Origin of the sequence: Micromonospora sp. LOL_025, assembly GCF_048060285.1 — a bacterium.
In the GTDB taxonomy this organism is placed as follows: Bacteria; Actinomycetota; Actinomycetes; order Mycobacteriales; family Micromonosporaceae; genus Micromonospora.
In genome coordinates this window covers 23,465-34,605 of the sequence record NZ_JBHMIR010000029.1, presented here as the reverse complement: position 1 = coordinate 34,605, position 11,141 = coordinate 23,465, and the positions used below count along the sequence as shown (strand labels likewise).

8 protein-coding genes and 1 pseudogene are annotated in these 11,141 nt (G+C 72.1%); 1 reads left to right on the top strand and 8 read right to left on the bottom strand.

All coding sequences use genetic code 11. The features are described from left to right. The first annotated feature begins 175 nt into the window (after nt 1–175). Nucleotides 176–808 (top strand): hypothetical protein, encoded by a 633-nt coding sequence (locus ACFHW0_RS26045; protein ID WP_416611696.1) that lies wholly within the window; start codon nt 176–178, stop codon nt 806–808. Nucleotides 809–882: 74 nt separating this feature from the next. Here ACFHW0_RS26045 and ACFHW0_RS26040 read toward each other — a convergent pair whose 3' ends face one another. The 8 genes and pseudogenes from ACFHW0_RS26040 to ACFHW0_RS26005 all read right to left on the bottom strand — a co-directional run bounded on the left by ACFHW0_RS26040 (nt 883) and on the right by ACFHW0_RS26005 (nt 11,138). After that, nucleotides 883–4,428 carry an AAA domain-containing protein gene (locus ACFHW0_RS26040; protein ID WP_416611762.1) on the bottom strand — a complete coding sequence of 1,182 codons (3,546 nt, stop codon included), beginning with the start codon at nt 4,426–4,428 and terminating at the stop codon, nt 883–885. Nucleotides 4,429–4,649: 221 nt separating this feature from the next. Continuing rightward, entirely contained in the window at nt 4,650–5,114 is a 465-nt protein-coding gene (locus ACFHW0_RS26035; RefSeq protein ID WP_416611694.1) for a DUF1801 domain-containing protein, read from the bottom strand. A gap of 291 nt (nt 5,115–5,405) precedes the next feature. Next, nucleotides 5,406–6,656, bottom strand: a complete 1,251-nt coding sequence (locus ACFHW0_RS26030) for a S8 family serine peptidase (protein ID WP_416611692.1) — start codon at nt 6,654–6,656, stop codon at nt 5,406–5,408. A gap of 239 nt (nt 6,657–6,895) precedes the next feature. Then, on the bottom strand, nt 6,896–7,399 hold the full coding sequence (locus tag ACFHW0_RS26025; RefSeq protein WP_416611690.1) for a sugar O-acetyltransferase: 504 nt from the start codon (nt 7,397–7,399) through the stop codon (nt 6,896–6,898). Nucleotides 7,400–7,445: 46 nt separating this feature from the next. Next, nucleotides 7,446–7,748, bottom strand: a complete 303-nt coding sequence (locus ACFHW0_RS26020; RefSeq protein WP_416611688.1) for a hypothetical protein — start codon at nt 7,746–7,748, stop codon at nt 7,446–7,448. Between the two features lie 354 nt (nt 7,749–8,102). After that, a pseudogene (locus tag ACFHW0_RS26015) lies at nt 8,103–8,551 on the bottom strand (GNAT family N-acetyltransferase); the annotation flags it as partial. Nucleotides 8,552–8,744: 193 nt separating this feature from the next. After that, nucleotides 8,745–10,244: a hypothetical protein gene (locus tag ACFHW0_RS26010; protein WP_416611686.1), complete on the bottom strand. Its 1,500-nt coding sequence runs from the start codon at nt 10,242–10,244 to the stop codon at nt 8,745–8,747. Nucleotides 10,245–10,496: 252 nt separating this feature from the next. Beyond that, nucleotides 10,497–11,138 carry a response regulator transcription factor gene (locus ACFHW0_RS26005; RefSeq protein ID WP_416611684.1) on the bottom strand — a complete coding sequence of 214 codons (642 nt, stop codon included), beginning with the start codon at nt 11,136–11,138 and terminating at the stop codon, nt 10,497–10,499. Nucleotides 11,139–11,141: the final 3 nt, after the last annotated feature.

Below are 11,141 nucleotides of genomic sequence, written 5' to 3'. Positions count from 1 at the left end.
ACAGTCCCTGGAAGAGAGCTTCATCGCCTCGACGACCTGGAGCTTCCCGACATCGACCTCGAGAGCTTCGAGGAGGTCGCTGGCGGCACCGGCGCGAGCAGCCTCTGCAACACCACCCGCACCTGCGGTGCCACCCCCGTCATCTGCTGGATGAACCGTCGTCGACGGGATCTCGGTGCGGGAGGGCCTGGCGGCGGCGTACGGGTCGCTGAGCCCGGCCGCCGCCCAGGTGCTGGGTGCGCTGGCCGTGCTGCCGACGCCGACGATGCCGGACCACGTGCCGTTGACCTGCGCCGGTCTCCGTCCCCGCGAGGCGGTCGGCGCCCTGGACGAGCTGGTCAGTTGCCACCTGCTCACGCTCGTGGCGCGGACGACGCCGGGACCGAACCGGTACCGGGTGCACCGGTTGGTCGCCGCGTTGGTGCTCGACGGCGACGACAGCGAGGTGGTGCCCGCAGAGGCGGTGATCCGCGCCGCGCACAGCTGGGGCATGTTGGCCGCCGAGACGCTGCGGCGGATCGACGCGCCGCAGGCCCGGCGCGACGGCTCACCGGTGGACCTGCCCGACCGGGCACTCGCCGACCCGGGCCGGTGGCTGCGCGAGGAGCGGGCGAACCTCGCCGCAGTGCTGGCTCTCGGCCGGGCTCGTGGCCGGCCGGAGCTGGCCGCGCGGATCGCTGCCGCCCTGACCTGGGAGAGCGGCTACCCGGACCGGCCCGGTGAGCACGTCGACGGCGAGCAGTCCTGCCTCGGCCACGGTGCTCCGCCGCTGTCGGCCGCCGCCGAGCGGTCCGGAAGGGCCCGGTAGGGCGGCGCCCGCCGCCGGTAGCCTGGCCGAGGCCGACCGGGCGACGCCCGGCGCCAGGCGGGGCGGATCCGTCGTCATCCGTCCGCACTCGATGCCGGCAGGTCGACGTGCCTGCCCGCGCGATGACGGTGGCCGTCGCCGTCGGTGTGCCGTTCGGCGGCAGCCTGTGGTCGCACCGGGTCCTGATTCGGTAACTCGGCCGCCAGGACCTCGAAGTAGCGCAACGTCGACCATGCCTGCCGGTCGCCGATGACATAGAGCCGGCGCTTGGCCCGGCTCACCGCGACGTTGAGCAGATTGGGCTTGCTCGACGCCCAACGCCGGGCGCCCACCCGGTCCGGCGCACCGCCCAGTACCAGCACGACGATGTCGGCCTGTTTGCCCTGTGCCGTGTGGACGGTGCCGGCGACCAGGCCGGGGTACCGCCGGGCTCGCTGGCTGACCTCGCGGGCGACGTCGCGGAACGGGCCGATCACCATGACTTCGGACATGTCGAAGTCCAGCGCGGCGAGCGTGCCGAGGATCCGGTCGAGCTGCCGACCCTGGTCGGGGATCCAGTGGCCCTGCGCGCCGGTGCCCGGGACGTCGATCCACTTCGACGGGGGCAGCGTCGGGTAGGCGAGGCGGAAGCGTTCACCTGCCCCGGCGCCGGTACCAGGGATCATCAGGCCGCCGTAGGCGACCTGGTTCACGACGTCGAACATCGGTTTGTCGCAGCGTCGGTGCACGGTCAGCGGTACACCCACCCAGGTCGGGTCGCTGTCGCCGGCACCGGTCAGCCAGGTGCCCAGCGGCGTGAGTCGGTCGGCGAGGCGCTGGACCGAGGTGCGGCTGGTCAGCCACTGCTCGTCCACTGCCAGTTCGGTCCGAATCGCCTGCTCGGTGCGGAACGGCAGGGTGGTGATCGGCTCGAGTTGCAGCGGGTCGCCGACGACCACTGCCCGCCGGGTTCGCCAGAGCGCCCCGACGGCGTTCTGTGGCGTCGCCTGGCCAGCCTCGTCGATGAGCAGCCAACCGAGCGCCTCCTGGCCGAGATGACCGAACACCCGGTCGTACGAGGCGAATGTGGTGGAGACCACCGGGACCACGAAGAAGAGGCTCTGCCAGGCTGCCAACGCCGCATCGGCTGGCAGGTCGGCGGGCGCGTCGCCGCCGACGAGATCCATCGCGGCCTGTAGGTTGCGCCGTATCCGGGTGGCGTTGTGACGCAGGAACGCCTTGTGTAGCGCCAGGGCCGCCAGGAGCAGCTCACTGCGTGCCCGGTTCCACTCCGTGTCGGTCCAGAGCGCCGTCAACTCCCGGCGCCGGCGGTCGGTGTGCCATCCGGCGTCGGGAAAGTGCTGACCGAGTGCGCCGGCCGCCCGCCCCAGCCGAGCGTCCAGGGCGCAAAGATCGGCCTCGGCCGCCCGTATCGCGTTCTCAGCCGCACGGAGGGTCTGACCGGTCGTCGAGATCTCGCGTACCGCCGTCGCCACGGTACGGCGGGCCGCGGTCAGCGGTGCGTGGTCGACCAGCGGCCTCGGTATGCCCGCGGCCAGCGTGCGCCGGATCTCGTCCGCCTGCCTCCGGGCGGCGTCCACCGCCCGCTGTACGGCGTCGATCTCCAGTTGTACGGCTCCCCGCTCCGCGCGGGCTGCGTCCAGCGCGCCCTGGGCGCCGCGGACCTCGGCCAGCAGCCGCCCGTCGTCCTGCGACCAGCGCCGGTGCGCCGCGCCGAGGGTACGCAACCACTCCCACAGGCCGGGCCGCGAGCGTTGGTGGTCGGCGTGCGCGGTCAACCGCCGACCCAGCTCGGCTTCGCACGACCACACGGCCCGCTCGGCGGTGGCGCTGCGGCCGCTGACCAGGTGCTCGATCTGACGCTCGGCCGTCACGAGGGTCTGGTTGGCGGCCGCCTCGCGACGGCGGGCATCCCGCTCGGCCTCGGCCTGGCGGGCCAGTGCGATCCGGTCGGCCTCAGCCGTCTGCTCACGCTCGGTGTCCAACGCCGCCCGGTGCCGGAGCCGTGCCGACTCGACCGCGTCCACCGCCGCCTTCAGCGCGTGCCGCAGGTCGGCGAGGTCACCTTCGAGGTGCGCCCTGCGCTCGACGTCGTGGTACACCTCGGATCGCTTCGTGCGGATTGCCTCGACCCGTGCCTCGACGGCGCGGAACCGCGACACCGCCGTCGACCACGGGACGTCGGGGCCTGCCTGCTCGTACCCCTTGAGCACCGCCAGCAGGCCCGACCAGGTGTGGCCTCCGCTGGACTCCCGGATGGGTTCGTCGGGGGTGTGGTACCAGAACGTGTTGACGAACCGGCTCCGGTTGGACTTGTTTCCGAGCCGTGCCGCGACCAGTGCCCAGGCACGTTCGACGACCTGCGGCTGCTCGGCGTCCGCCTCACCGGCCAGCAGCGCCGTGGCGATGTCGGGGAAGTAGTCCACCGCCGCCGCCCGTTCCCGCCACGACTCGTCGATCGCGTCGGCGGCGGGGATCTCGTCGGTGACGTTCTGCACGGCACCGTTGTTGGCCGAGGCGACGACGATCTCGAAGCCCGTGAGCTCGGGCTGCCAGACGTCGATCACCCGTGTTCGTTGCCCGGTGCTCCAACGCAGCTGCCGACCGGTGAACGCCCTACCCGGGTCGGTCAGCGCGGCCAGTCGCCGGGCCCGCTCGACGACGAGCGCCGCGACGAGGTCACGCAGCATGGTGGTCTTGCCGGTGCCCGGCGGGCCGTTGACGCCGAGAATTCCGGCGGTGGTCATGCCCAGCGCGGTGCTGACCGCCAGCTGCTGGTTGAGCGCGAGCGCGTGCTCCGGGTGGCTGAGCCACCGCCCTGCCGGTACCGCCTGCGGTGCCGTCGCCGCCGACACGGCGTCGAGCCGGTCACGAACGTCCACCCGGTCAGCGGTGGCGAGGTCGTCCTCGGGCCGCAGATAGTCGCTCAGCGCGCCGCCGATAGCGCCCTTGGCGATCCGTCCCGCGACCAGGTCCAGGTCGTTCATGATGAAGCTGTTGAGAAACTCGTGGCCGGCGGTGCTGTCCGCGGTGCGGCGGGCCACGATCTGGCTCTTGATCCGAATGTCGGCACAGGACAACGCCTCGCCGACCCCGGTCACCCGCACGGCCAGAGCCAGACATTCGGAGAGCAGGCGGTGGTCGACCGTTCGCGGGATCCACTGCGGCGCGTCGTCTTCCGCGCCGCTGATCTCCATCGCGATCAGCTCCTGCATCGCCTCGCCGACGTCCGCAGTGGCGGTCTGGAAGCGGGACAGCCAGTCGGGCCTGGCGCGCCCGTCGCGCAGCACCTGGCCGGTGGCCCAGGCGCAGCTGGAGAGCACTGTGGAGTCGGGCAGTACCTGCCCGTCCTCGTCGACCACGAAGGCGACGACAGCGCTCTCTCCCGCTGGCCGCTCGTCATAGCTGTCCCGGTCCGGCTCGAACACCCGGCACAGCACCTCGAACAGCTCGTCGAGGCGGTAGATGCCCAGGTAGACGACGTGCCGCCAGGCCTGGTTCGGGCGCAGCTTTCGTCGCGAAAGCTCATGACCCTTCTCCCACGGTAGCGGCTGCCCCGGATGAACCGCGTAGACCTGCCGGTCCCGGCTGACCCTCTCGACGCTCTGCGGACTGAACATCTCCACAGTTCGCCAGAACCTGACAACCTCAGCCTGCGCGGCCTGCGCGCTCCGTCCCAACACCACTCCGATCGTCGATCAGACCGTGCCCGAGCGGAGGATCCTATCGGCCGCCGACCGCCGACCGCCGACCGCCGACCGCCGACCGGCGCCCGCGCCGCAACAGCCGAGATGGCCGACAGCGACCAATGTTGTAGGGCGGCTTCGACGTACGGCCGCGCTCACGACTGCTGCGGTCCCGCTGCGCGCCGTACGATGTCGCCGAGCTGCTCCCACGCCTTCTCTGTCGGTTCGGTCAGCGCGTACGAGGTCGGCCATAACCCGCCCTCTTCGTCCAGGGCCGCCTGCGTGCTCACCCCGAATGTCGAGTAGCGCTCCTTGTCCATCTGCCCGCTGCGGAAGAAGACCACGACCTTCCCGTCCCTGGCGTACCCGGGCTGGCCGTAGTACAGCTTGGGGGCGAGGTCCGGCGCGACGGTCGTGACGATCGCGTGCACACGCTCCGCCATCTCCCGATCTCCGTCGGGCATCCGCGCGATCTTCGCGAGCACCTCTGCTTCTTCGGCAGCGGCCTTCTTCGCACCCTTCGTGCGCTTGGCCTCAGCTTTCAACTCCGCCGCCCGCTCCTTCAGCGCGGCCCGCTCCTGCGTGGAGAAGCCTCCTGCGGCGACGTCCTTCTTCGTCATCGTCGTTCCTCCTCGACGTCGTATGGCGCGTGTGCCGTCCACGCTAAGGTCGGTGCGTCCGACGTCACTTCTCGAATCCTGATCAGTCACGCCAGCTCTTCTCCCGCAGGCTCTCCGGCAGCATGAGGACAGGTATGCGCAGAGCTGATCGCAGGTGGCGGACCGCTTCGGTCTGGCATCGGCGGACACCGCGTGGGGGCGGTACCGACGCCGACTGCCGAAACTGATGCTGGCGGCGGAGACGCCGGTCACGGCCGCGATCGCTGGTGTCGTGCTGGGACGGCTGGTCCGTCAGAGCGTCGGGGACAGGTGCAGGAGACGGTTGGGCGAGCCGGCCCCCGGGTTGATCACGACCGGGCTGGCGGCGCTGAACAGGTAGCTGGCCACCTGGGCCGGTGTCCAGGTCGGGTTGTTGCTGAGCACCCGAGCGGCGACGCCGGCGACGAGCGGCGCGGCATGTGAGGTGCCGCTGATCGTCTGGGTTGCGGTGATCGAGTTCCACCAGGCCGACGTGATGCGCTCGCCGGGAGCGAAGATGTCCAGGCAGGGGCCGAAGTTCGACCAGCTTGCCCGGCTGTCGTTCATCGCCGTCGCGCCCACGGTCAGCGCGGTCGGCACCGATGCGGGGGAGACGGTGCAGGCGCTCGCGTTCGAGTTGCCGGCCGGGACCGTCACGGTGATGCCGTCGGCGACCGCGTTCGTCACTGCGGTGTTGAGCGCGACGGTGGGGCTGGTCAGCACGCCGATGTTCGCCACGGCCGGCTGCCCGGGAAGGTGGTTGGCGACCATCCAGTTGATCCCGTTGATCAACATCGACAGCGTGCTCGGCAGGGCGCAGTCGAACACCTTGACCGCGACCAGTACGACGTTCTTGGCCGCCCCGTAGGTCGTCCCGCCGACGGTGCCGGCGGCGTGGGTGCCATGCCCGCTGCAGTCGTTGGCCGGGAGCGTGCCGTCGACGGCGTCGTAGCCGTACACCGCCTGGCCGCCGAAGTCGACATGGCTGATCTGGATCCCGCTGTCCACGATGTACGCCCGGACGCCGGTCCCGACACTGGTGAAGTTGTAGGTGCCGCTGAGTCCCAGCGGCGCGTCGATCCGGTCGAGGTTCCACGGCGCGTTCGTCTGGGTGGTGGCCAGGCTGGTCAACCGGTCCTGCTCCACGACCGCTACCGCCGGGTCGGCGGCCAGCCGGCGGGCCACCAGCTCGGAGGTCCGCACGGAGAAGCCGTTCAGCGCCTCGCGCCAGACCCGGTCCGGGCGGAAGCCGTACCGGTCGGCGAGGCGGGACACGCCAGCCTGCCGGTCGCCGGCCGTACCGCCGCTGTCCTTGAGGGTGACCACGTAACTGCCGGGCACGGCGGTGGCGTTGCCGGCGCCGAGGATCTCGCCGGCCGTGCCGGACCGCGCCTCGGTGGCGGGTGTCGCAGTGGCCGGTCCGGCAGCCACGGTGAGGAGCATGACCGTGCTGGCGAGCGCGGCCATGGCGGCCGTTCCGGCTCGACGCTCGCGGGCGAAGATCGTGTGGCGGTGGAGTCTCATCTCCCAGCCTCCCTTGTCCCGGCCATTCCGGCGGACGTACGACGCGCCGATTGAATGGTCCGAACGGATTTGCCGGATCGTACCGCCGGTATGTGGACCGATTCCAACGTGGAAATCGTGAATACGATCGGCGGAGGTCTTTTTCGGCGTGGGGTGAGAAGAGTTCCGGCTCGATGTATCAGGGCCGCTCCCGGAGCCTCGGCGGTGGCTGTCGCGGTCCGCGCAGCCGCGGGTCGCCGCTAACCGATCCGCCGAAGTGCCGCTGCCGGTACGCCGGTCACCAGGGTCGCCGCCGGTACGTCGCGGGTGACCACGGCTCCGGCCGCCACGATCGCGTCCGCGCCGACGGTCACGCCCTGCAGGACCATCGCGCCTGCGCCGATCCAGACGTTTCGCTCGATGCGGATCGGCGCCGAGGTGATGCCGGTACGGCGCCGCGCCGGGTCCACCGGGTGGCCCGACGTGATCAGGCTGACGCTGGGACCGATCATCACGTCGTCACCGATCTCGATTCCGCCGATGTCGTTGAATCGGCAGCCCTGGTTGACGAAGACGTTGCGGCCGATCCGGATGTTGACGCCGTGGTCGGAGTAGACCGGCGGGATGAGATGGAACGTCTCGTCGACGTGTTGGCCGGTGAGCTCGCTCCAGCCCTCCCGGATCGCCTCCTGCTCGGCGTACCGAAGCATGTTGAGCTCCTCGGTCAGTCGGATCGCGCGCTGCACCCTCTCGATGAAGTTCATGTCACCCTCTCGTCGAACGGCCCGGCACGTGGGCGGGTAAAGAAGATCAGCCGAGGGTGTCGTCGGACAAACAACCGCGACGGCGTCGAGCCACAACCGGTGGTTGTCTTGCTAGGTCGGCGGCGTGGACCTGGGGGCGGTGCGGACGTTTCTGGCCGTCGCCGAGTGGGGGTAGTTCCAGGCCGTCGCCGAGCTCGACGTCGTCACCCTCCCGGACGCCGACGTCACCCCGGCCGTGGCCGCGGTGGAGCAGGGCCGCGTCGATGCCACCTTCCGGGCCGTCGGCGCGCCACGCGAACAGATCCACCCGCCGGTACGCGCCGTCCGGGTCATCGACGACCGTCACCAACTCCTCGCCGGACCGGGGCACCCGCTGGCAGACGCCGCCGCTCTCACGCTCGCAGACCTGGGTCCACCACCAGGACCCGACGTGTCACCGGTGGTCTCCGCGCGCGCCTGTCCGATCGACCGTGTTCCCCGCCATCGGGCCAGCGTATCCACCGGCCGGTGGACGCCGGCGGCGGCGGAATCCCGGGCACGGCGGCGTTCTGGGGCGTCGGCGCCGTCTGGGACCCGGCTGCGGAGAGCAGGGCACTCATCGAACGCGTCGGCTGAGACCTCGACGAGAAGCGCGGGAACCGCCGATCCCTCGGCTGGTGGGCGTGGCGGTTCGGGGCGGACCAGCCGCGATCGGCAATCAGGGCCTGATGCCGACCTTCTCGAGGATGCGCACCGAGGCGGGGCTGCCCGCGAAGCAGCCGGCGGTGATTCTCCGGATGCCCAGTCGGTCGAACGCGTGCGCCACCATCGCGGTGACCGCCTCGGTGGCGTAGCCGTTTCGTGAGCCGGGTCGAAGACGTAGCCGAGCTGGGCCTCGGTCCATGGTGGCATGCCGGGTTGGCCCATGCCGTCGACGACGTCGAGCGAGACGGTTCCGATCACCACGCCGTCGAGCGTGGCCGCCATGCTGTGATCCTGGGGATCTTCGGCCGCGCGTCGCCACGCGGCGCGGAAGGACGCGGGGTCGACCTGCGTGCGGAGCAGCCAGCGGGTGACCTGCGGCAGGTTGCGGTACTCCAGGATCCGGTCGACGTCCTCGTCGCGCACCGGGCGGAGCGCGAGGCGTTCGGTGCGGAGGATGGGGTTCTCCATGAGGCGGACGCCAGTGGACGCGCCCCGGCCGGGCGCCCGAATATCGGCCGCCCGGCCCGACCTGCCGCCCTGCGGCTTGCCGCCCGCCGCCCGCCGCGCCGTCGTAGATGTGGGTGCCCTCGTGCCGCGATGGCCGGGCGTGCCCCCGCGACGGGTGCGGCAGCGGCGGCGTCATGGGCGGCGGAGCTGCCGGCTACCTGAACAGCGGTCCGAAGGCGGCGCGTACGTCCGAGGTCGACGGGGTCACGTACACCTCCGAGGGCGGGCCCAGGCTGGACAGGCCGGCGAGCGTCTCGTACCGCAACACGCGGGGGCAGCTGGCGCCGCGGACCTGCGCCCGCACACTCTTGACGAGTCGTCCGGTCCGCACCTCGTAGACGCGCACGGGAACGATCACCTTGCGAAACGTCACGAAGCTGTATCCGCCGGCGAGAAAGTCGTTCTCGTAGGGACAGCTCTCAACCCGGGCGCCGAAGGTGGTCTCGCCCGCGCAGATCACCAGGGTGGCCCGGCTGACGTCCGTGGTCAGCCAGGCGGCCGGCAGCCTGCTCCGGTAGCTGTAGCTGTTGTGGTCCGTGCCCAGCCGCGGTCCGTACAGCAGCGCCCGGTTCACGCTGCCGCGCCGGTAGGGGGCGGCGCCGCTGTACGGGGCGGGCTTGGCGCAGTAGCTGGGCAGGATGTCGCGGTAGGAGTCGCGCAGCAGGCCGCGTACGGTCGCCAGCTCGATCGCCAGGGTGGCCTGCCGGGCCTTCAGCGCGGCGGTGGCGGCGAACTGGTGGTCGGGATACTGGTCGAGCAGTTGCTGGTAGCCGGCTCGTGCCCGCTGCCAGTCGTCGACGGGGGCCTGCTCCTCGGGCACGGCGAGCGCCCGGTCCAGGAAGTCGTCGGCGCAGCCGACGATCGCGGCCGGGGCGACCCGGGCGACGGCCTCGACGGTCGGCTGCGACGCGTCGCCGCCGAGTCGTCGTTGGCTGCCGAGCCAGTCGGTGACCGCCTTCGTCCGGCAGGCGTCCCCGGTGGGCAGCGCGGCGAGAAACCGGTCCAGGGTCCGCTCGACGAGCTTCTCGTGCCCGGGTAGCTCGGTGCGGACGGTGGCGAGTGCGCCGAAGCCGGCGTCCAGTGCCGCGACGTCGCCGGTCAGCCCGGCGTCGAGGTACGCGGCCGCGCGGCGGGACAGGTCGCAGGCCCGGATCGTGTCGTCGCCGCGGTCGGTCAAATGGGCGGCGACGCGATGGCTGGCCGAGAGCTTCCGCAGCGCGGCCAGAGCCCGGGGGCAGTCTCCGCCGAGGCGGGCCTCGGCCGTGTCGCGCTTGATCTGCCCCGCGTCGACGCGGAGGAGGCAGACGGCGAGCAGCACCGGAAGCGCGCCGGCGAGGGCGGCGAGCCGCTGCTGCCGCGTCCGGCTCCGCCGGGCCGGTCGCGGATCGCCGGCCGCCAGATGCCAGCCGTGTCCGACGACCGCCGCCCACCACAGGAGTACGGCGAGCACGTACCACGCCGACGGCGGGGCCGAGGCGAGGACGGCGACGAGGACGACCGTGACGGCCACGGTGCCGAGGGCGAGCCGCCACCGCCGCAGCAGCACGTAGCCGGCGCCGAGCAGGGCGGCGTTGGCGAGCGCGACGGCCAGCGGGTCGGGGCGCTCGGCCATGAGGTCGGGTGCCGGCCCGGCCTGCGTCGATCGGTTCGTCATGGCTCGTCTCCTCCCGGGCAGGCGGAGTCGCCGCCGCCGCGGAGTGCCGGCATGTCGTGTCCGGCTCACCAATGCTGGCAGCGATCGGGGGCCGTGCCCGGGCGTGTCAGCAAGAGGACAGGCGTCGTGCGGCACCCGGCGTGCCGGCGGCGACCGGCCGGGCCCGCGACGCCCGGATCCGTCGCTGCGACCGGAGTGGGAGCCGGTCCGGCGGCGCCGTCCCGGTGCCTCCGGGCGGGGCGCCGGGACGGTTCAGCGCAGCAGGTAGCCGACGCCGCGGACGGTGTGCAACACCGCGGGGCCGCCGAGCTTGCGGCGGAGCTGGGCGACGAGCACGTCCAACACGTTGGAGACGGGAGGCATTACCTCGTCCCAGGCGGCGGCGATCAGTTCCGCGCGCCGCACCGGCTCGCCCTGCGCCCGGATCAACCGTTCCAGAACGGCGAACTCCTTCGCGGTCAGCGCCAGCGGACGACCGTCCCGCCGGGCCTCGTACCGGCCGGGGTCCAGCACGATGCCCCCCTGGCGCAGCGACGACGACGTGTCGAGGCCGCCGCGCCGGCACAGGCTGCGTACCCGGAGCACCAGCTCCGCGACGGCGAACGGCTTGCCCAGGTAGTCGTCGGCCCAGTCGAGACCGCGTACGCGCTCCTCGGCCGCGTTCCGGCCGGTCAGGAAGAGCACCGGAGTGTCCCAACCGGCGCGGCGGCGGTGCGCCACGTACCGCAGCGCGTCACCCGCCGGCAGCATCCGGTCGAAGACCGTGCAGTCGTAGCCGTTGACGCTCAACGCCTCGTCGGCCTCGGGCAGGTCCGCCGCGGTGTCCACGGCGAAGCCTGCGCCGCGCAGCGAGGCGTCGACCGCGCGGCGCAGATCGTCGTCGTCTTCAGCCACCAG

What these genes read in the sequence shown, in the direction of transcription:
- ACFHW0_RS26030 (WP_416611692.1), bottom strand. Translation starts at nt 6,656, where the DNA reads ATGAGACTCCACCGCCACACGATCTTCGCCCGCGAGCGTCGAGCCGGA.
- ACFHW0_RS26010 (WP_416611686.1), bottom strand. Translation starts at nt 10,244, where the DNA reads ATGACGAACCGATCGACGCAGGCCGGGCCGGCACCCGACCTCATGGCC.
- ACFHW0_RS26035 (WP_416611694.1), bottom strand. Translation starts at nt 5,114, where the DNA reads ATGACGAAGAAGGACGTCGCCGCAGGAGGCTTCTCCACGCAGGAGCGG.
- ACFHW0_RS26025 (WP_416611690.1), bottom strand. Translation starts at nt 7,399, where the DNA reads ATGAACTTCATCGAGAGGGTGCAGCGCGCGATCCGACTGACCGAGGAG.
- ACFHW0_RS26040 (WP_416611762.1), bottom strand. Translation starts at nt 4,428, where the DNA reads ATGTTCAGTCCGCAGAGCGTCGAGAGGGTCAGCCGGGACCGGCAGGTC.